Consider the following 20,798-nt stretch of genomic DNA (forward strand, 5'->3'; position numbering starts at 1 on the left):
GCGGCTCTTCGGTTGTGGGGGGTGGGCCCTCCCCCGTGTCCGGGGCGGGGCGCGCCCGGGCCGGCCCGGGCGGACGGGGTGGGGATAACCCCCCGGCGGGGACGCCGACGTGCCGGATGGTCGGGTGCAGCCGCGGACGAGAGGGTGGGGGAAGTGCAGCGGGGCACAGGGACAGGACGGGACGGGATCATGGCGATCGGCTACGGCACGGGCTACGGCACGGGCACCAACAGCGCGGCGACGCGGGCACCCTCGGTGCTCACGGCGCCCTTCGCGGGGCGGACCTGGCGCGAATTCGGGCACCTGCTGATCGGGCTGCCGCTGAGCGTCCTCTACTTCTCGCTCGCCATCACCGGGGTGAGCCTGGGCGCCGGGCTGCTGGTCACCTTCCTCGGGGTGCCCGTACTGGCGGGCGTCCTGGCCATGGCCCGCGGCTTCGGGCACCTGGAGCGCGGCCGCGCGCGGACCCTGCTCGGCATGGACATCGCCGACCCGGAGCCGGTGCGGGCCCGCAAGAAGGGCGTGCTGGCCGCCACGGGCGCGATGCTCGGGAGCGGGAGCGCCTGGCGGCACGTCCTCTACTCGGTGATCCACCTGCCGTGGGCGATCTTCAGCTTCACCCTGGCCCTGACCCTGTGGGCCTACGGCTGGGCGATGCTGCTCTACCCGCTCTGGTTCTGGGTCTTCCCCGCCTTCACGGACCAGCCCGGACTGGAGCTGTTCCAGAACGGCGAGCACTACAGCTTCTACCTGGACTCGCCGGCCCTGATCGCCCTCGCCGGCGCGATCGGACTCCTCTTCACCCTGGCGACCCCGTGGGTGATCCACGCGCTGGCGTCCGTGGACCGGATCATGATCGGCGGGCTGCTCGGCCCGTCCCGGCTGGCCCACCGCGTCACCGAGCTGGAGTCGGACCGCGGGGTGGTCGTCGACACCGCGGCCGCCGACCTGCGCCGCATCGAGCGGGACCTGCACGACGGCGCCCAGGCCCGGCTGGTCTCGCTGGCCATGGACCTGGGCCTGGCCAAGGAGAAGCTCGCCGAGGACCCGCAGGTCGCCGCCCGGATGGTGGACGAGGCGCACGGCGAGGTGAAGATCGCGCTCCAGGAGCTGCGGGACCTCGCGCGCGGCATCCACCCGGCGGTGCTCACCGACCGGGGCCTGGACGCGGCCCTGTCCTCCGTCGCCTCGCGCTGCACCGTCCCGGTCCGCGTGCAGGTGGAGCTGCCGGGGCGGCCGGTGGCGGCGATCGAGGGGATCGCCTACTTCACGGTCTCCGAGCTGCTGCAGAACGTCAGCAAGCACTCCGGCGCCGGTGTGGTCAGCGTGGACGTGTGGAAATCCGGGGACAGGCTGCTGATCCAGGTCGCCGACGACGGGCGCGGCGGCGCGAGCACCGCGGCGGGCGGCGGGCTCGCGGGGCTGGCGGAGCGGCTGGACGCGGTGGACGGCGTGCTGGTCGTCGACTCCCCCGACGGCGGCGGGACGACGGTGACGGCGGAGCTGCCCTGGCGGGTCTGAGGACCGGGGCCCGGGGTCCGGGCGCGGCGAAGACGGGTCCCCGGACCCGCACTTCGTCATGTCCGCCCTCTTTTCGGCCCTGATCCCCCCTGATCCACCCCGTCCGGACCCCCTCCGGACGCCCCGACCTCGCAAAGTGGGTTCGTACCCGGATCCGTTGGCCCGGACCGGCCTTGACCCGGCCCCGAGGCTGGGATGCTTGGCTGTGCCAGGGATCGACAACGAGTGATGCGGGAGCTGCTGAGTCGTGGAAGACAGGGTGCGGGTGGTCATCGCCGAGGATTCAGTGCTGCTGCGTGAGGGCCTGACCCGGTTGCTGACCGACCGGGGGCATGACGTCGTAGCGGGCGTCGGGGACGCGGAAGCCCTGATCAAGACGGTGGCGGAGCTGGCGGCGGAGAACGCGCTGCCGGACGTGGTGGTGGCGGACGTACGGATGCCGCCGACCCACACCGACGAGGGGGTCCGGGCGGCCGTGCGGCTGCGCAAGGAGTACCCCGGGATCGGGGTGCTCGTGCTGTCGCAGTACGTCGAGGAGCAGTACGCCACCGAACTGCTGGCCGGGTCCAGCACCGGGGTCGGGTACCTGCTCAAGGACCGGGTGGCCGAGGTGCGGGAGTTCCTCGACGCGGTGGTCCGGGTGGCCCGGGGCGGCACGGCCCTGGACCCCGAGGTGGTCGCCCAGCTGCTGGGCCGCAGCCGCAAGCAGGACGTACTGGCGGGGCTGACGCCGCGCGAGCGCGAAGTGCTGGGGCTGATGGCCGAGGGGCGGACGAACTCCGCGGTGGCCAAGCAGCTGGTGGTCAGCGACGGAGCGGTGGAGAAGCACGTCAGCAACATCTTCATGAAGCTCGGCCTGTCGCCGAGTGACGGGGATCACCGGCGCGTGCTCGCCGTCCTCACCTATCTGAGATCGTGATCGACTGACACCCTGTCAGGCGGTGCGGCGGTGCCGGGCTCGACGCGGTGCCGGAAATTCTGACGGCGGAGTGTCTCCTCCCGGATGGTTTGCCGGGCGGGGGACACTCCGGAACAGACCGTCTCACGGGACGGTCCAGCATATGAGCGGCCCAAGGAAGGACACCCTTACCGACGTAGGGTTGGCCTTGCGAACGCCACGCCTCGAAGGAGGTCCGTTTCAGTGACCAGCCAGGTCAGTAGCCCAGCCGAGCAGGCCGACGGGGCCGGGGGTGCGGTTGTCGGTGGACAGCGCACTCCCGCGGGCCCCGGCGGGAAGGAAATCCGCAGGCTGGACCGTGTGATCATCCGTTTCGCGGGTGACTCGGGTGACGGGATGCAGCTCACCGGTGACCGTTTCACGTCCGAGACGGCGTCGTTCGGCAATGATCTCTCGACGCTGCCGAACTTCCCGGCGGAGATCCGTGCGCCCGCCGGGACCCTGCCGGGGGTGTCCTCGTTCCAGCTGCACTTCGCCGATCACGACATCCTCACCCCGGGGGACGCGCCGAACGTGCTGGTCGCGATGAACCCGGCCGCGTTGAAGGCGAACATCGCGGACGTGCCGCGGGGCGCGGAGATCATCGTGAACACCGATGAGTTCACCAAGCGGCCGATGGCGAAGGTCGGCTATGCGGTGTCGCCGCTGGAGGACGGGTCACTGGAGGCCTACAACGTCCATCCGGTGCCGTTGACGACGCTGACGGTGGAGGCGCTCAAGGAGTACGGGCTCTCGCGCAAGGAGGCCGAGCGGAGCAAGAACATGTTCGCGCTGGGTCTGCTGTCGTGGATGTACCACCGGCCGACGGAGGGGACGGAGGCGTTCCTGCGGTCGAAGTTCGCGAAGAAGCCCCAGATCGCCGAGGCGAACGTGGCGGCGTTCCGGGCGGGCTGGAACTTCGGTGAGACCACCGAGGACTTCGCGGTGTCCTACGAGGTCGCCCCCGCGACGAAGGCGTTCCCGACCGGTACCTACCGCAACATCTCCGGGAACCTGGCCCTGTCGTACGGACTGATCGCGGCGGGCCGGCAGGCGGACCTGCCCCTGTACCTGGGCTCGTATCCGATCACTCCGGCCTCGGACATCCTGCACGAGCTGTCGAAGCACAAGAACTTCGGCGTGCGGACCTTCCAGGCGGAGGACGAGATCGCGGGGATCGGCGCCGCGCTGGGGGCCGCCTTCGGCGGGTCGCTGGCGGTGACCACGACCTCGGGGCCGGGCGTGGCGCTCAAGTCGGAGACGATCGGGCTGGCGGTGTCGCTGGAGCTGCCGCTGCTGGTGGTCGACATCCAGCGCGGCGGGCCTTCGACGGGGCTGCCGACCAAGACCGAGCAGGCCGACCTGCTCCAGGCGATGTACGGGCGCAACGGTGAGGCGCCGGTGCCGATCGTGGCCCCGCGCACGCCGGCGGACTGCTTCGACGCGGCCCTGGACGCGGCCCGGATCGCCCTGACCTACCGCACGCCGGTGTTCCTGCTCTCCGACGGCTACCTCGCCAACGGTTCCGAGCCCTGGCGGATCCCCGACGTCGCGGACCTGCCCGATCTGCGGGTGCAGTTCCAGTCGGGCCCCAACCACACGCTCGCGGACGGCACCGAGGTCTTCTGGCCCTACAAGCGCGACCCCCACACCCTGGCCCGGCCGTGGGCGGTACCGGGCACCCCGGGCCTGGAACACCGGATCGGCGGGATCGAGAAGCAGGACGGCAGCGGGAACATCTCCTACGACCCGGCCAACCACGACTTCATGGTCCGCACCCGCCAGGCCAAGATCGACGGCATCGAGGTCCCCGACCTCGACATCGACGACCCCGACCAGGCCACCACCCTCGTCCTGGGCTGGGGCTCCACCTACGGCCCCATCACCGCCGCCGTCCGCCGCCTGCGCCAGGCCGGGCAGCCCATCGCCCAGGCCCACCTGCGCCACCTCAACCCCTTCCCCCGGAATCTGGAAGCGGCCCTGAAGCGTTACGACAAGGTAGTGGTGCCCGAGATGAACCTCGGCCAGCTGGCCACCCTGATCCGGGCGAAGTACCTGGTCGACGCCCGTTCGTACACCCAGGTCAACGGCATGCCCTTCAAAGCGGAACAGCTCGCCACGGTCCTTCAGGAGGCCATCAATGACTGAGGTCACCGACGCCCCCGCCCACCCGCCCACGCTGCTCTCGCTCGTGCCGAAGGCCGAGGCGAAGCAGTCGATGAAGGACTTCAAGTCCGATCAGGAAGTCCGCTGGTGCCCCGGCTGCGGCGACTACGCCGTCCTGGCCGCCGTCCAGGGCTTCATGCCCGAACTCGGCCTCGCCAAAGAGAACATCGTCTTCGTCTCCGGCATCGGGTGCTCCTCCCGCTTCCCGTACTACATGAACACCTACGGGATGCACTCCATCCACGGCCGCGCCCCCGCCATCGCCACCGGCCTGGCCACCTCGCGCCGCGACCTGTCCGTCTGGGTCGTCACCGGCGACGGCGACGCCCTCTCCATCGGCGGCAACCACCTCATCCACGCCCTGCGCCGCAACGTCAACCTCAAGATCCTGCTCTTCAACAACCGGATCTACGGCCTGACCAAGGGCCAGTACTCGCCCACCAGCGAGGTCGGCAAACTCACCAAGTCCTCCCCGATGGGCTCCCTCGACGCCCCCTTCAACCCGGTCTCCCTCGCCATCGGCGCCGAGGCCACCTTCGTCGCCCGCACCGTCGACTCCGACCGCAAACACCTCACCGAGGTCCTGCGCGCAGCCGCCGACCACCAGGGCACCGCCCTCGTCGAGATCTACCAGAACTGCAACATCTTCAACGACGGCGCCTTCGAGGTCCTCAAAGACCAGGAACAGGCCCAGGAAGCCGTCATCCGCCTCGAACACGGGCAGCCCATCCGCTTCGGCACCGACCGGGCCAAGGGCGTCGTCCGCGACCACGCCACCGGTGACCTGCGCGTCGTCACGGTCACCCCCGACAACGAAGCCGACATCCTGGTCCACGACGCCCGCACCACCTCGCCGACCAACGCCTTCGCCCTGTCCCGGCTCGCCGACCCCGACACCCTGCACCACACGCCCATCGGCGTCTTCCGCAGCACCGAGCGGCCCGTCTACGACACCCAGATGGCCGACCAGCTCGACGCCGCCGTCGAACAGCACGGCAAGGGCGACCTCGGCGCCCTCCTCACCGGCAACGACAACTGGACCGTCATCGGCTGAGCCGGATCCGGATCCGGCAGTCCACCGGGCCCCGGCCTCCTGTGACCGTCAGGGGGTCGGGGCCCCGTCGTGCTCCGGGCGCGTCCCGCCGCTGCCCGCGCGGGTCCCGTCGCCGGCGCGGGTTTCGTCGTACGCCGCCCGGGCCGCCTGCACCGCGCCCGTGCTGCGTTCCGTCCAGCGGGCCAGCGCCCACACCTGCTCGGCGGCCTCGCGGCCCAGCGGGGTCAGGGAGTAGTCGACGCGCGGCGGGATCACCGGCTGCGCGACGCGCAGTACGAAGCCGTCCCGCTCCAGCGTCCGCAGGGTCTGGGCCAGCATCTTCTCGCTGACGCCGCCCACCTCGCGGCGCAGTTCGCTGAACCGGAACGAGCGTTCCAGCAGGGCGGCGAGGACGAGCACCCCCCAGCGGCTGGTGACGTGCTCCAGGACGCCCCGGGAGGGGCACATCGGGGCCTTGACGCTCACTTCCATGGCGGTACCTTACTTCAAAGTGGGTACTATCCGAAAGTTAGCGCGGCGCCTAGGGTGGTGTCATCACCCCGAGGAACCGAAGGAGCACCCCATGAGCATCGTCGTCACCGGAGCCACCGGAGCCCTCGGCCGCCTGGTCCTTGAGGACCTGCTGGCCACCGTCCCCGCCACGGAGATCGCCGCCGTCGTCCGTAACAAGGAGAAGGCCGCGGACCTGGCCGAGCGCGGCGTCGAGGTGCGCGTCGCCGACTACAGCGACCCGGCAAGCCTGGACGGGGTCTTCCGCGCCGGCGACCGGGTCCTGATGATCTCCGGCAGCGAGGTCGGCCGCAGGGTGGCGCAGCACACCGCGGTGATCGAGGCCGCTAAGGCCGCCGGGGTGGCCCAGCTCGCCTACACCGGCGTCCTCGGCGGCCCGGAGGCGGACTTCGACCTCGCCGAAGAGCACCGCGTCACCGAACAGCTGATCCTCGACTCCGGCCTGCCGTACACCTTCCTGCGCAACGGCTGGTACCACGAGAACTACACCGCGCAGCTCGCCGCGGTACTGGAGCACGGCGCGGTCGTCGCCAGCGCAGGCGAGGGCCGGATCGCGTCCGCGGCCCGCGCCGACTACGCCGCCGCCGCGGCGGCCGTCGTGACCGGCGAGGGCCACCTGGGCCGGGTGTACGAGCTGAGCGGCGACACCGCCTGGAGCCTGGCCGAGTACGCGGCCGAGGTCGCGGCGCAGTCCGGCCGGGAGATCAGCTACGCGGCGGTACCGGCCGACGCGCACCTCGACGTGCTGACCGGCGCCGGTGTCCCCGCGGCCTTCGCGGCGATCCTCGTCGACGTGGACGCGGCCATCGCCCGCGGCCGGCTCGCGGGCACCAGCGGGGACCTGGCCCGGCTGATCGGCCGCCCGACCACCCCGATCGCCGCCGCCATCGCCGCCGCGCTGGCCTGAGCCGCGGCGCAGGCGGCCCGGAGCCGCGGCGGGCGCGGGACGGAGCCCCGGTGGGCACCAGCCGGAGCCCCGGTGGGCACGGCCTGGATGTCATGACTGTCACCCGCCAACGGGCATGACATCCGGCCGACGCGGCGCTACCTTCGTGAGGTTGGCTCGAAATGACCCAGGAGGGCCCGTGAAGGCAGAGAACGAGCAGCGCACGGGTTTGATCTACGGATTCGGCGCCTATGGACTGTGGGGGCTCGTGCCCCTGTTCTGGCCGCTCCTCAAGCCCTCCGGCGCGGTCGAGATCCTCGCCCACCGCATGGTGTGGTCCCTGGCCGCCGTGGGCCTCGCGCTCGTCGCGACCCGCCGCTGGGGATGGATACGCGCCCTGCTGGCCGAACCGCGCAAGCTCGGGCTGACCGCGCTCGCCGCCGCGGTGATCTCGGTCAACTGGGGCCTGTACATCTGGGCGGTCAACAACGGCCGCGTCGTCGAGGCCAGCCTCGGCTACTTCATCAACCCGCTGGTCACCATCGCCATCGGCGTCTTCGTCCTCGGCGAACGGCTGCGCCGCGCCCAGTGGGCGGCCGTCGCCATCGGCGCCGCGGCCGTCGTGGTGCTGGCCGTCGGCTACGGCCGGCCGCCGTACATCTCCCTGGTGCTGGCCTTCTCCTTCGCGACCTACGGCCTGCTCAAGAAGAAGATCAACCTGCACGGCCTGGACTCGCTGGCCGCCGAGACCGCGCTGCTCTTCCCGCCCGCGCTCGGCTACCTGCTGTGGCTGGCGGCCCAGGGCCGGTCCACCTTCGCCGCCGAGGGCGCCGGGCACGCCGCGCTGCTGGCGGCGACCGGCCTGGTCACCGCGATCCCGCTGGTCCTCTTCGGCGCCGCCGCGATCCGGGTCCCGCTGTCCACCCTCGGGCTGCTCCAGTACCTGGCCCCGGTGTTCCAGTTCGGCCTCGGCGTCCTCTACTTCCACGAGGCCATGCCGCCCGAGCGCTGGGCCGGGTTCGCCCTGGTGTGGGCGGCGCTCGCACTGCTCACGTGGGACGCGCTGCGGACCGCCCGGCGCTCGCGCGCGGCCCTCGCGGCGACCGTCGCGGCCACGGCGGGCGCCGTCCCGGCCCCGGCCGCGCCCGAGACCCCGGCGCGCGAACCGGCGTAGCCACGCACCGCGCGGCGGCTCCCGTCATACGGCGGCGGTCGGCGCGGCGGCGCATCATCCACCCCACGATCCCCGGTACGGAACCTCCGTACCGGGGATCGTCCGTTTTCCGAACCCCTGTGACCGGATTATGACCTTGACGGACAGTCATGCTCTCGCTGAACATCAGGCTCGCACTGACGCACGACTGCTCACCCGCTCTTTCCCCACCCGTTCCGTCACATCCCCAGCGGAATCCCGGAGCCCCCACATGAGCCTGTCCGTCTCCCGGCGCCTGGCCGCCGTCACCGCGATCGCGGTGGCCGGTCTGTTCGCCTCCACCGCCCCCGCGGCCCTGGCCTCCCCCACCGCGGTCACCGCCGCGCCGACGCCCCCCGACATCCCGGTCGCCAACGTCAAGGCGCACCTGGCCCAGCTCCAGTCGATCGCCACCGCCAACGGCGGCAACCGCGCGCACGGCAGGGCCGGTTACAAGGCCTCGATCGACTACGTGAAGGCCAAGCTGGACGCGGCCGGCTACACGACCACCCTCCAGACCTTCACCTCCAGCGGAGCCACCGGCTACAACCTGATAGCCGACTGGCCGGGCGGCGACGCCAACTCGGTCCTGATGTCCGGCGCGCACCTGGACTCGGTGAGCGCGGGCCCCGGCATCAACGACAACGGCTCCGGCTCGGCGGCCATCCTGGAAACCGCGCTCGCGGTCTCCCGGGCCGGGCTCCAGTCCACCAAGCACCTGCGCTTCGGCTGGTGGGGCGCGGAGGAGCTGGGCATGGTCGGGTCGACGTACTACGTCAACAACCTGCCGAGCGCCGAGAAGTCGAAGATCTCCGGCTACCTGAACTTCGACATGATCGGCTCGCCGAACCCGGGCTACTTCGTCTACGACGACGACCCGACCATCGAGCAGACCTTCAAGACGTACTTCGCGGGCGTCGGCATCCCCACCGAGATCGAGACCGAGGGCGACGGCCGTTCCGACCACGCCCCCTTCAAGAACGCGGGCATCCCGGTCGGCGGTCTCTTCAGCGGCGCCGACTACATCAAGACCGCCGCGCAGGCCCAGAAGTGGGGCGGCACCTCCGGCAAGGCCTTCGACGCCTGCTACCACCGGTCGTGCGACACCTCGGCGAACATCAACGACGCGGCCCTGGACAAGAACAGCGACGCGATCGCCTACGCGGTCTGGACCCTGGGAGCCGGCACCGTGGTGCCGCCCGGCCCGTCCTTCGAGAACACGGCGGACGTCGCCATCCCGGACTCCCCGGCTGCCGGAGTCAGTTCACCGATCACCGTCTCGGGCGTCACGGGCAACGCGCCGGCCACCACGAAGGTGGACGTCAACATCGTCCACACCTACCGCGGTGACCTCCAGATCGACCTGATCGCCCCCGACGGCACGGCGTACCGGCTGAAGAACTCCAGCTCGGACTCGGCCGACAACGTCGTCGCCTCGTACACGGTGAACGCGTCGAGCGAGCTCGCCAACGGCGTCTGGAAGCTCCAGGTGAAGGACGTGGCCGCGCAGGACACGGGCTACATCAACAGCTGGAAGATCACCTTCTAGGAGGTGCCCCCGGGGTGCGCGCGCAGCGATTCGGGGACCGGTTCCTGTATCCGCGCGCGCAGCTCCTCGGCGACCGCCGCGATGTCGGCCCGGCCGCGCTTCGCGGCCTCGACCAGGTCACCGAGCGCCTCGGGCGAGGGCAGCTGCTTCGCCCCCGCCACCCGCAGGTACGAGCGGGTGGCGGCGGCCGCGTAGAACTCGTTCATCGGCGATTCCAGCGCCGGGCACACGGCGAGCGTGTGCAGGAACGCGGCGGCGCGCCAGGCGGTGTCGGGGGCGGGCTGCTCCGGGACCAGCACCAGGTCGTTCTGGTGGCGGGCCACCGCGGCGGCCACCCCGGAGGGGTCCCAGACGGCGGGATCGGACGGCAGGTGGTGGGCCAGAGCGGTCCAGGCCCACTCCATGGTGATCTTCAATGGCCGAACCGCTCCTGGAAGTAGCCCCAGTGGTCGGCGAACTCCTCGATGCCGGACAGGAAGCTCTTGCGGTCCTCGTCCAGTTCGCGTTCGGTGACCTCGGTGATCAGCGCGGTGACCGTCGTCCCCAGCGCCGCCGCGCGCGCTTTGAGGCGCTCGTGGAACTCTTCCTCCAGGCGGATGGTGACGTGTCTCGACATGTCCCTCACCGTACAGCGGCTCCGCTGTACACAGGAGGGTTACGACGCAAGGGTGGCCCGGGACACATGTCCCGGGCCACCCTCCGTGCCTCCGCCCGCGCGTGGCGGGCGGCCGGGCTACTTCGCGGCGTTGGCCGTCTTCACCAGTGCGTCCTTGGTGACCGCGCCGACGTAGACCTTGCCGTCGTCCGTGATCAGCGCGTTGACCACGCGGGTCGAGAAGACCCGGCCGGAGCCGAACTTCCCGGTGACCTTGTCCCCGAGGCTGTCGAGGAACTGCTTGGCCTCCTTGGGGGCGCCCTTCTCGTTCGCCTTGCCCTCGAAGTCCTTCAGGCCCTTGCCCGTGCCCGAGTCGATCCGGGCGACGGAGGCCCAGCCCTCGCCGAGGACCGTGGTCTGCCCCTTGCCCGCGCCGCCGGTCAGACCGTCCAGGCCGGGGATCGGGAGGGAGTCCATGCGGCGCTCCGCCTTGTCCCCGTGCGGAGCGGCCGAGCCCTCCTTCACCGTGGCGCCCTTGGGCGGGGTGAAGGCGAAGGTGTCGGCGGCGGGCTTGGCGAAGTCGACCTTGCTGAAGCCCGCGTCCAGGATCGGCTTGCCGCCCTGGCTGGAGAGCACCTGGAAGCGCAGCGGCACGCCGTTCTTGGCGTCCACCGCGATCTGTACGGAACCGATCGTGGAACCGGAGGCCTTCGGCTTGAGCACCAGCTGGTAGGCGTCGCGCCCGGCCACCTGGGCGGTGTCGCCGACGCTGACGTCGGTGGTGGGTCCGGCGGCCTTCAGGGCCTCCTGGGCGAGCTGGGCGGGTGAGGAGCCGAGCCGGTCGGCCGTCTTGTGCTCCTTGCCCTTCTCCCCCGCCCGGGCGCCGCCGTCCTTCTCGTGGAAGACCTCGTTGGACTTGCTGTCGTAGCCCCAGACCTCGCCGCCGTTGTGGATGAGGCTGTACTCGTCCTTGCCGTCCAGGAAGGTGATCCGCTGACGGTCCGGGCCGTCGGCCGCGACCTTGAAGGTGTGCGTGCCGGTGGCGAGCTGCGTGAGCTTGTCCTGCGGATCGGCGGAGCCGCCCGAGACGCCCCGGTCGCCGAGCAGGCCGGTCGCCAGCGACGGCAGGCCCAGGTCGGTGCTGATCTTCGCGGTACCGGACAGCTGCTGCGCGTCCGATGCGGCGATCTTCTCGATGAGCTGCTGCGCCGTCACCTTGGGAAGGTCCGGTCCGCTCGCGTTGGCGAAGGCCGGAACCAGTCCGACGGTCGCCACGGCCACTCCCACGACCACGACCGGTACCGCGTACCGCGAGGCCTTGCGAGGAGTCTTTGCGTTCGCTGCCATGTCTCTGCCCTACCTCTGTGTGTAGGCGGCGACCTACCCATCCCGGCTTGTTCCCGTCCACCCCGCGCCGCCACTCTCACCCGATCTGGTGGGGATGTGCCTCTATCTGACCAAACGGAAGGCCCCACGGCATCACTCCTCGGAGCCAACTCCGTGTACGACCGAGGGATGACACGGCGAAGGCCCCCCGTCCCCATCCCGTAGGGGGTCGGAGGGCCTCGCGGGGTACTCGGTACGGATGAAGGCCTAGCCGGCCCGGTGCACCACCGCGTCGCACAGCTCTTCCAGGGCCGACTTCGCGAAGCACTCGGGCAGCGGGGCCAGCGTGGCCCGCGCCTCCTCGGCGTAGCGGATGGTGTCGCGCCGCGCCTGCTCCAGCGCCGGGTGCACCCGCAGCCGGGACAGCGCTTCGGCGTGCCGGGCGTCGTCCGTCAGGTCGCCGTCCAGGAGGCGTACGAGCTCCAGGTCCTCCTCCCGCCCGCCGCGGGCGGCCATCTCCCGCAGCAGCAGCACCGGCAGCGTGGGGATGCCCTCGCGCAGGTCCGTACCCGGGGTCTTGCCGGACTCGTGCGAGTCGGAGGCGACGTCCAGGACGTCGTCGGCGAGCTGGAAGGCGGTGCCGAGGCGTTCGCCGTACTGCGTGAGGATGTCGACGACCGATTCGTCGGCGCCGGCCATCAGCGCGCCGAAGCGGCCGGAGACGGCGATCAGCGAGCCGGTCTTGCCCGCGATGACGTCGAGGTAGTGGGCGACGGGGTCGCGGCCGTCGCGCGGCCCGGCCGTCTCCAGGATCTGGCCCGTCACCAGCCGCTCGAAGGCCTCGGCCTGGATCCGGACGGCCTCGGGTCCGAGGTCGGCCAGGATGTGCGAGGCGCGGGCGAACAGGAAGTCACCCGTCAGGACGGCCACCGAGTTGCCCCAGCGGGTGTTGGCGCTGTCCACCCCGCGCCGGACGTCCGCCTCGTCCATGACGTCGTCGTGGTAGAGCGTGGCGAGGTGCGTGAGTTCGACGACCACCGCGGAGGGCACGATGCCGGGCGCGTAGGGATCGCCGAAACGGGACGCGAGCATCACCAGCAGCGGCCGGAAGCGCTTGCCGCCCGCCTTGATCAGGTGCTGCGCGGCCTCGGTGATGAAGGGGACTTCACTCTTGGTGGCCTCCAGCAGACCCGCCTCGACTGCGGCCAGTCCGGCCTGGACATCGCTCTCAAGAGCCTGGTCCCGCACGCTCAGTCCGAACGGCCCGACGACGGTCACGAGGGGTACTCCTGTCTGCTGACGATCACGGTGACGATCACCTGGATTGTCGATGTGTCGCTGCCATCACTCAAGCCAGCGTATCCGGTCTGATTTCGATCACCGAGAGCGCCCGCCCGGCCGCCACCCGCGCACTGTCCGAAGTGCACCGGTATGTTCTTGAGCAGCCGATGCGACCGGAGAATGCGTATTGTCCAGAACCACGCCCGACATCGACGAACCGGCGGACCCGGAGGCCGAACGGCCGCCGCCCGGTGACGACCACGCCTTCCTGGGCCACCCCCGGGGTCTGGCGACGCTCTCCGGACTGGAGGTCTGGGAGCGCTTCTCGTTCCTCGGCATGCAGGCCATTCTGGTGCTGTACTTCGCGGACACCGTAGCCAACGGCGGCCTCGGAATGAATCCGGGCGCCGCCGCGTCCGTGGCGGCCGCCTACGGAACCATGGTCTACCTGGTCTCGGTGGCAGGCGGCTGGCTCGCCGACCGGATCCTGGGCTCCTACCGCGCCGTCCTGTGGGGCGGCGTCCTGATCGCCTGCGGCCACTACGCGATGGCCGTGCCGACCGCCGCCATGACCTGGGCGGGCCTCGGCCTGATCAGCGCGGGAACCGGCCTGCTCAAGCCGAACGTGGCCAGCATGGTCGGCAAGCTCTACCGCACCGACGACCAGCGGCGCGACGCCGGATTCGCCCTCTACTACATGGGCATCAACATCGGCGCCTTCGCCGGTCCCCTCGTCACCGGCTGGCTCGGCGACCACAAGGGCTGGCACTGGGGCTTCTCCGCCGCCGCCTTCGGCATGACGGCCGGCCTCGTCCAGTACGTCCTGGGACGCCGCCATCTGGCCGGACGAAAGCACTCGGCCGAGTACGCCCTGGCCCCCGCCGCGATGCGGCGCGCCGTCCGCGCCCTCGTGGGCGGCCTGCTCGGCGCGGCCGTGCTCGCCACCCTCCTGGCCTCCGCCGGGTGGCTCACCCTGGCCCGGTTCGTCGACCTGCTCACCCTGGTCTCGGTGATCGCCCCGGTCGTCTACTTCGCCGTCATGTTCCGCAGCCCCCGGGTGAGCGCCGAGGAGCGCGGCCGGCTGCGCCCCTACGCGGTGCTCTTCCTGGCCTCGGTCGCCTTCAACTTCATCCTCTTCCAGGCGTACTCGACGATGATGCTGCTGGCCTCGACGAACGCGCAGACCTCGATCCTCGGCTTCCACTTCCCGGCCGGCTGGTACGCCTCCGCGCTCGGCGCCTTCGAGGTGGCGCTGGCCCCGGTCGTCGCGGCGCTCTGGGTCCGGATGGGCCGCCGCCAGCCGCACGCCTCCCACAAGATCGCCATCGGGGTGGTCCTGGGCGGCCTGTCCTTCCTGCTGATGGTCATCCCGACCTCCGGGCACGGCGACGACACCTTCCGGATGGCCGCCTGGTGGATCGTCGGCTCCTACCTGCTGCTCGGCCTCGGCGACGTCCTGCTGGAGACCTCCGGCATGTCGGCCACCACCAAACTCGCCCCGAAGGCCTACGCGAGCCAGACCATGGCCCTGTGGTTCCTCTCGCTGGCCCTCGCCAACGGCATCCAGGCCCAGGTGGTCAAGGTCTACGGCACGGTCTCCCTCCCCGCCTACTTCGGCGTCAACGGAGCGGTCGCGGTCGCCGCCGGCCTGGCCGTGATCGCCCTGGGGCCCTGGCTGCGGCGCACCATGCACCCCGTCCACTGACGTCCGGCGCACCCGTACCCCTACCAGCACCGCGAGGGACCGAGGCCACGCATGATCATCCGTACCGACTTCCCCTACGGAACCACCCACGAGGACGTCCGGATCCCGCTCCCCGACGGCGTGGAGCTGTACGCCCGCGTCTGGCGGCCGGTGACGGACGAGCCCGTTCCGGCGCTGCTGGAGTACCTCCCGTACCGGCTCACCGACTGGACCGCGCCCCGCGACCACCAGCGCCACCCCTGGTACGCCGGGCACGGCTACGCCTCGGTGCGGGTCGACGTGCGCGGCCACGGCAACAGCGGCGGCCATCCTGGGGACGAGTACGACGCCCGGGAACTGGCCGACGGCGTCGCCGTCGTCGAATGGCTGGCGGCGCAGCCCTGGTGCACCGGCGCGGTCGGCATGTTCGGCATCTCCTGGGGCGGCTTCAACTCGCTCCAGATCGCCGCCCTCGCGCCCGCGCCGCTCAAGGCCGTCGTCACCGTCTGCTCCACCGACGACCGCTTCGACAACGACGTCCACTACATGGGCGGCTCCGTCCTCGCCGTCGACATGCACGCCTGGTCCGCCACCATGCTCGCCTTCGCCGCCCGCCCGCCGGACCCCCTTTATGCCGGCGACGGCTGGAAGGAGCAGTGGCTGGACCGGCTGGACGCCGTCGAACCGCTCGTCCACACCTGGCTCGCCCACCAGACCCGCGACGCCTACTGGAAGCACGGCAGCGTCTGCGAGGACTACTCCGCCATCGGCGCGGCCGTCCTGGCCGTCGGCGGCTGGCACGACCCCTATCGCGACACCGTGCTGCGGCTGGTCGAGCACCTGCCGCCGGACCGGGTGCGCGGGCTGATCGGGCCCTGGTCCCACCAGTACCCCGACCGCGGCCTGCCGCCGGGGCCGGCCATCGGCTTCCTCCAGGAGACCCTGCGCTGGTGGGACCACTGGCTCAAGGGCGTGGACAACGGGGTCATGGACGAGCCGCTGCTGCGCTCCTGGATCAGCGAGTCGCACCCGCCCGCCACGGTCTACGAACGGATGGAGGGCCGCTGGGTCGGCGACACCGCCTGGCCCTCCCCCGCCGTCTCGCCGGTGTCGTACGGGCTGCGGGGCGACCCCGTCCTCGTCGCGTCCCCGCAGCACACCGGCCTGGACGCGGGCCGCTTCTTCCCCTTCGGCAACGACGGCGACCTGCCGCCGGACCAGCGGGAGGAGGACGCCAAGTCGGCGTGCTTCGAGTTCCCGCTGGGCACCGGAGGGCGGCTGGAGATCCTGGGCCGCCCGCGGGTCACCCTGCGGCTGCGCATGGACGTGCCGTACGGGCAGGTGGTCGCCCGGGTCTGCGACGTGGCGCCCGACGGGTCCTCGACGCTGGTCACCCGCGGCGCCCTGAACCTGTCCGCGCGGGGCGGCCGGGACCGGGCGGTGCCGTGGCCGGTGGGCGCGTACGAGGACGTCACCTTCGAGCTGAACGCGATCGGCCACGCCTTCCCGCCGGGGCACCGGATCCGGCTCGCGGTGTCCTCCGCGTACTGGCCGTGGATCTGGCCGCGGGCCGGGTCCGGGGCGGGCTGGACGCTGGAACCGGCGGGGAGCGCGCTGACCCTGCCGGTGCGGGACCCGGCCGCCGGGGCGGGGGCGGAGATCGGCTTCGAGCCGCCGGAGCAGTCCGAGGGGCTCGGCGTGGTGTACCCCGCCACCCTGGACGAACCGCGTCCGGAACGGCTGGTCGTACGGGACGTGGCGCGCGGGCTGTGGCGGCTGGAGGTCGACCCGCGGTACGGGGGGACGCGGGTGTACCCGGACGGGCTGGAGTACGGCGAGGACGCGTGGGAGGAGTACGAGATCGAGGACGGCGACCCGCTGTCGGCCCGCGCGTGCTCGCGGTGGCGCATCCGGCTGCACCGGCCCGAGCGGGGCTGGGACGCGAGGGTGGAGAGCCGGTCGGAGATCTCGTGCGACGAGGGCGCGTTCGTGACGTCGAACGAGGTCGTGTGCCGGGAGGGTGACGAGGTCGTCTTCCACCGCACCTGGCACCGCCGCCTCCCCCGCGGGGCCGCCTAGACCGACGCCCTCAAACGCCGGGCAGGCTGACATGCCGCCCCGTGGCCCCGGCCCGGCAAGCTGAGGGCGGCTCCGAGCCGGACCCACCCCAGCCCCGCCGGCGTTTGAGGCGCCCCCGGAGGGCGGACGCGCCGCACGGCACCACCGTCCGCACCCCGCCACCGCCCGGACTCGCCTCCGGCGGGCCCTCAAACGCCGGGCGGGCTGAAATACCGCCCCGAGCCCGGGCAAGCCGGCACCCCCGCCCCCGCGGGCGCTACCCGTACAGGCGTTCCAGGACCACCGCGATCCCGTCCGCCTCGTTCGACAGGGTCACCTCGTCCGCGACCGCGACCAGTTCGCGGTGCGCGTTCGCCATCGCGACCCCGTGCGCGGCCCAGGTGAACATCGGGATGTCGTTCGGCATGTCGCCGAAGGCGATCGTCGAGGCGGCGTCCGCGCCGAGGACGGCCGCCGCGAAAGCGAGGCCGCTGGCCTTGTCGATGCCCGGCGGCTGGAGCTCCACCGTGTGCTCCCCGGCCATCGTGACGTTCACGAGGTCACCGACCACCGCCCGCGCCACCCGCGTCAGTTCGTCGTCGTCCAGCTCCGGATGCTGGAGCAGCACCTTGTTGATCGGGGCCGACCACAGGTCCGCCCGCCGCGGGACGCGGACCGTCGGGAGGTGCGGGTGCCACATCCGGTAGCCCGGCCCTATCAGCATCTCCGCGTCCACCCCCTCCCGGTTGACGGCCGCGTACACCTCGCCGATCTCCGCCTCGATCTTGCCGAGCGCGACCTCCGCCAGGTCCCGGTCGAGGGGGACGGAGTGCAGCATGCGCCCGGCCGCCGCGTCGTACACCTGCGCGCCCTGCCCGCACACCGCGAGCCCCGTGTAGCCGAGGTCCTCCAGTACGTGCCGGACCTGCGGCACGGGGCGCCCGGTGACGATGATGTGCCGGGCGCCCGCTGCGCGCGCCGTCGCGAGCGCCGCGTACGAACGGGCGGAAACTGTGTCACCTGCGCGCAGCAGAGTCCCGTCCAGGTCAGTGGCGATCAGGGCATAGGGGAGCGCGCGAAGGGGGGCGGAAGTCACGGGTCAAAGGATACGGACCTCGTTGGACAAGTCCTACAAATAGCGCCCGAATCCGGCCTCCCGAAGGCCCCACCAGGCACGTAACGTGTCAACCAGATCCCGGGACACCCCCGGACCGCCCGGAAAGCGAGGCAGTATCCCATGCCCCTGCAGAGCCCCCTCGATGTTCCCGAGGGCGACCCGTTCGGGCCGCACAACCTCCCGTACGGCGTGTTCTCGACCGCCGAGGACACGGGCGGCGACGCGGAGCCCCGGCGGCGCATCGGTGTGCGGATCGGCGGGTACGTCCTGGACGCGGGAGCCGTCGCCCTCGCGCTCGGGTCCCCGTACGCCGGACTCCTCGGCCGGCCGACCCTCAACCCGCTGCTGGCGGCGGGCCGCACCGCCTGGCACGACGTGCGCCGCGCCCTGACCGCCTGGGTGACCGACCCGGGCCAGCGCCCCGCCGTCGAGCCGCACCTCGTGCCGCTCGAAGCCGTCACCATGCACCTGCCGTACGAGGTCGCGGACTACGTCGACTTCTACGCGAGCGAGCACCACGCCACCAACGTGGGCCGGATCTTCCGCCCGGACGGAGACGCGCTCACCCCCAACTGGAAACACCTGCCCATCGGTTACCACGGCCGCGCGGGCACCCTCGTCGTCTCCGGCACGGACGTCGTACGGCCCTGCGGCCAGCGCAAGGCGCCCACCGACCCGGCGCCCGTCTTCGGCCCGAGCGTCAAGCTCGACATCGAGGCGGAGGTCGGCTTCGTCGTCGGCACCCCCTCCGAACTGGGCACGGCGGTGCCGCTCGGCGACTTCCGCGAGCACGTCTTCGGCCTCTTCCTGCTGAACGACTGGTCCGCGCGCGACATCCAGGCCTGGGAGTACGTGCCGCTCGGCCCCTTCCTCGGCAAGTCCTTCGCGACCTCCGTCTCCGCCTGGGTCACCCCGCTGGAGGCCCTGGACGCGGCCCGCGTCGCGCCGCCGGCCCGGGACTTCCCGCTGCTGCCCTACCTGGACGACTCCGACGCCGGGGCCGACGAGCAGGGCGGTTTCGACCTGCGCATCACGGTCTCGATCAACGGGCACGAGGTCGCGCACCCGCCGTTCTCCTCGATGTACTGGACCGCCGCCCAGCAGCTCGCCCACATGACGGTCAACGGCGCCTCCCTGCGCACCGGCGACGTCTACGGCTCCGGCACGGTCAGCGGCCCCGAGACCGGCCAGCGCGGTTCCCTGCTGGAGCTGACCTGGAACGGCCGCGACGCCCTCGAACTCCCCGACGGCAAGCGGACCTTCCTGGAGGACGGCGACACCGTCACCCTCTCCGCCTGGGCCCCCGGCCCCGACGGCACCAGGGTCGGCCTCGGCGAGGTCACCGGCACCATCGCTCCCGCCCGTACCGCGGCCGCCCCCCGGGGCGCCGTGTAGCGGTCCCGGTCCGTCAGCCCCCTGGCCCCGCCCGCGTGGCGGGCCGGGGGCGCCCGCGCGAAGCTGCTGGAGCCGCACGCCCGTCGCCGCTCCAAGGAGTTCCCGCATGACCCCTCGCACCGGCAGGACCGTCCCCCTCGCCGCCCTGGTCCTCGCGGCCGCCACCGCGCTCGCCCTGTCCCCGACGACGGCGACAGCGACGACGGCGACCGCACCGCCCGCGCCCGGACCGGACCGGCGGGCCGCCCCCGTCACGGTGGAGCTGGCGCGGGCCCGGCTGTCGAGCGTTCCCTACCTGAACGAGCGCGACGCGGCCGCCGCCGGCTTCGTACCCGACCGGTACTGCGTCGCCGCCCCGGACGGGGCGGGCGCCCTCGGCTACCCGCACTTCAACCACGCCAACGACGGCTCGCTCGACCCCCGGCGCCCCGCGGCCCTCATCTACGAGGACGACGGGCACGGCGGCCGCAGGCTGGTGGCCCTGGAGTGGGTGGTGAACGACCGGGACCAGGACCCGCGGACGGACGAGGACCGCCCCCGCCTGTTCGGCCAGGCCTTCAAGGGCCCGCTGCCGGGCCGGTTCAAGGGCCAGGCCGTCCACTACGCCCTGCACGTGTGGCTGTGGAAGGACAACCCGGCCGGGCGGTTCGCGACGTACAACCCGAAGGCGCGCTGCCTGCCCGGCACCACGCGTCCCCCCAAGACCCCCTGACGGCCCCGGCCCCTCCTTTGGGCGAGCACCGCGTGCGCCCGCCCGCGCCCCCGGCCAGGGTGGACACACGTCCCCCGCCCCGCCCCGCCACCCGCCAGGAGTCCCCGATGTCCGTACGCCCCCTGAAGGCCGCCCTGACCTGCGCGGCCGCCGCCTCCATGGCCCTGGCCGCCGTCCCCGCGGCCCAGGCGGTGGACGGTCCGGCGCCCGACCCCCGCAACCGGCAGGCGATGCGCGACCTGGCCACGGCGATGGCGGTGACCGCCAAGTACGCGGACGAGCGGACGGCCGTCGAGGACGGCTACGTGCCGCACGGCCAGGAGTGCATGACCAACCCGTTCGGAGTGGGCTCCATGGGCTACCACTACGTCAAGGAGGCCAACTGGGGCTCGACGGACCCCAGCAGGCCGACCGCGCTCCTCTACAGCTCCGAGAAGGACCGCTCCGGCCACCGCAGGCTCCAGACCGTGGAGTGGATGTCCGCCGACCGGGACCAGGACCTCAAGACCACTGACGACCGGCCCCACATGTTCGGGCTGCCCTTCGACGGGCCCATGCCCGGCCACTGGGCGGGCATGCCCAAGCACTACGACCTCCACCTGTGGGCGTACAAGGAGAACCCGGCCGGCCGCTTCCACAACTGGAACCCCGCCCTGACCTGCCCCAAGAACACCACCACCCCGGCCGCGCCCCACCCCCACTGAGCCGGAACGCGCCGGGGCCCGACGCCGACCGGGCCCGGGACGGGCGCCCGGTGGAACTGCGGCTGGCCGCGAAACTGTCGGCCGGGCTGGGGCGCGAGGTCCGGGTGGGCG

18 protein-coding genes are annotated in these 20,798 nt (G+C 72.1%); 12 read left to right on the forward strand and 6 right to left on the reverse strand.

Annotated elements, in window-relative coordinates; all coding sequences use genetic code 11:
- The first annotated feature begins 189 nt into the window (after positions 1-189).
- The 4 genes from ABZY31_RS30015 (at position 190) to ABZY31_RS30030 (ending at position 5,678) form a co-directional block, all read left to right on the forward strand.
- Complete coding sequence (locus ABZY31_RS30015; protein ID WP_356416629.1) at positions 190-1,521, forward strand: sensor domain-containing protein; 1,332 nt, start codon at positions 190-192, stop codon at positions 1,519-1,521.
- Between the two features lie 259 nt (positions 1,522-1,780).
- Positions 1,781-2,440 carry a response regulator transcription factor gene (locus tag ABZY31_RS30020; RefSeq protein ID WP_356416672.1) on the forward strand — a complete coding sequence of 220 codons (660 nt, stop codon included), beginning with the start codon at positions 1,781-1,783 and terminating at the stop codon, positions 2,438-2,440.
- 222 nt (positions 2,441-2,662) lie between these two features.
- Entirely contained in the window at positions 2,663-4,606 is a 1,944-nt protein-coding gene (locus ABZY31_RS30025) for a 2-oxoacid:acceptor oxidoreductase subunit alpha (RefSeq protein ID WP_356416632.1), read from the forward strand.
- Entirely contained in the window at positions 4,599-5,678 is a 1,080-nt protein-coding gene (locus tag ABZY31_RS30030; protein ID WP_356416635.1) for a 2-oxoacid:ferredoxin oxidoreductase subunit beta, read from the forward strand. The genes ABZY31_RS30025 and ABZY31_RS30030 overlap by 8 nt, the downstream gene beginning before the upstream one ends.
- Before the next feature lie 48 nt (positions 5,679-5,726).
- On the opposite strand, the gene ABZY31_RS30035 is transcribed toward ABZY31_RS30030, so the two are convergent.
- Positions 5,727-6,149 carry a helix-turn-helix domain-containing protein gene (locus ABZY31_RS30035; RefSeq protein ID WP_356416637.1) on the reverse strand — a complete coding sequence of 141 codons (423 nt, stop codon included), beginning with the start codon at positions 6,147-6,149 and terminating at the stop codon, positions 5,727-5,729.
- Positions 6,150-6,240: 91 nt separating this feature from the next.
- Between ABZY31_RS30035 and ABZY31_RS30040 the strand changes: the two genes are divergently transcribed.
- The 3 genes from ABZY31_RS30040 (at position 6,241) to ABZY31_RS30050 (ending at position 9,815) form a co-directional block, all read left to right on the forward strand.
- A complete protein-coding gene (locus ABZY31_RS30040) occupies positions 6,241-7,095 on the forward strand; it encodes an SDR family oxidoreductase (protein WP_356416640.1) in 855 nt (284 codons plus the stop codon).
- Positions 7,096-7,273: 178 nt separating this feature from the next.
- On the forward strand, positions 7,274-8,248 hold the full coding sequence (rarD, locus tag ABZY31_RS30045) for an EamA family transporter RarD (protein WP_356416642.1): 975 nt from the start codon (positions 7,274-7,276) through the stop codon (positions 8,246-8,248).
- Between the two features lie 250 nt (positions 8,249-8,498).
- Positions 8,499-9,815 (forward strand): M28 family metallopeptidase, encoded by a 1,317-nt coding sequence (locus tag ABZY31_RS30050; protein WP_356416644.1) that lies wholly within the window; start codon positions 8,499-8,501, stop codon positions 9,813-9,815.
- Here the strand turns inward: ABZY31_RS30050 and ABZY31_RS30055 are convergent.
- From ABZY31_RS30055 to ABZY31_RS30070, 4 genes are all read right to left on the reverse strand, one after another.
- Positions 9,812-10,231 (reverse strand): hypothetical protein, encoded by a 420-nt coding sequence (locus tag ABZY31_RS30055; RefSeq protein WP_356416646.1) that lies wholly within the window; start codon positions 10,229-10,231, stop codon positions 9,812-9,814. The two genes, ABZY31_RS30050 and ABZY31_RS30055, sit on opposite strands and share 4 nt — an antisense overlap.
- A complete protein-coding gene (locus ABZY31_RS30060; RefSeq protein ID WP_356416649.1) occupies positions 10,228-10,431 on the reverse strand; it encodes a ribbon-helix-helix domain-containing protein in 204 nt (67 codons plus the stop codon). Before ABZY31_RS30060 ends, ABZY31_RS30055 begins: the two co-directional genes overlap by 4 nt.
- A gap of 117 nt (positions 10,432-10,548) precedes the next feature.
- Positions 10,549-11,757, reverse strand: coding sequence for a DUF2092 domain-containing protein (locus ABZY31_RS30065; RefSeq protein ID WP_356416652.1), 1,209 nt, complete (start codon positions 11,755-11,757; stop codon positions 10,549-10,551).
- A gap of 246 nt (positions 11,758-12,003) precedes the next feature.
- The gene (locus ABZY31_RS30070) at positions 12,004-13,014 is read right to left on the reverse strand and encodes a polyprenyl synthetase family protein (protein WP_356416655.1); all 1,011 of its coding nucleotides are present in this window, start codon (positions 13,012-13,014) and stop codon (positions 12,004-12,006) included.
- A gap of 190 nt (positions 13,015-13,204) precedes the next feature.
- Between ABZY31_RS30070 and ABZY31_RS30075 the strand changes: the two genes are divergently transcribed.
- Entirely contained in the window at positions 13,205-14,722 is a 1,518-nt protein-coding gene (locus tag ABZY31_RS30075) for a peptide MFS transporter (RefSeq protein WP_356416657.1), read from the forward strand.
- Positions 14,723-14,773: 51 nt separating this feature from the next.
- Entirely contained in the window at positions 14,774-16,780 is a 2,007-nt protein-coding gene (locus ABZY31_RS30080; protein ID WP_356416660.1) for a CocE/NonD family hydrolase, read from the forward strand.
- A gap of 256 nt (positions 16,781-17,036) precedes the next feature.
- Here the strand turns inward: ABZY31_RS30080 and ABZY31_RS30085 are convergent, their stop codons facing one another.
- Complete coding sequence (locus tag ABZY31_RS30085) at positions 17,037-17,855, reverse strand: HAD family hydrolase (protein WP_356416663.1); 819 nt, start codon at positions 17,853-17,855, stop codon at positions 17,037-17,039.
- Positions 17,856-17,996: 141 nt separating this feature from the next.
- Here ABZY31_RS30085 and fahA point away from each other — a divergent pair, with 141 nt between their 5' ends.
- From fahA to ABZY31_RS30100, 3 genes are all read left to right on the forward strand, one after another.
- The gene (gene fahA, locus ABZY31_RS30090; RefSeq protein WP_356416666.1) at positions 17,997-19,271 is read left to right on the forward strand and encodes a fumarylacetoacetase; all 1,275 of its coding nucleotides are present in this window, start codon (positions 17,997-17,999) and stop codon (positions 19,269-19,271) included.
- A gap of 106 nt (positions 19,272-19,377) precedes the next feature.
- The gene (locus ABZY31_RS30095) at positions 19,378-19,983 is read left to right on the forward strand and encodes a hypothetical protein (protein ID WP_356416668.1); all 606 of its coding nucleotides are present in this window, start codon (positions 19,378-19,380) and stop codon (positions 19,981-19,983) included.
- Between the two features lie 107 nt (positions 19,984-20,090).
- A complete protein-coding gene (locus ABZY31_RS30100) occupies positions 20,091-20,687 on the forward strand; it encodes a hypothetical protein (RefSeq protein ID WP_356416670.1) in 597 nt (198 codons plus the stop codon).
- The last annotated feature ends 111 nt before the right edge of the window (positions 20,688-20,798 follow it).

The sequence above is a fragment of the Streptomyces sp. NPDC006529 genome, from assembly GCF_040611795.1.
GTDB lineage: Bacteria > Actinomycetota > Actinomycetes > Streptomycetales > Streptomycetaceae > Streptomyces.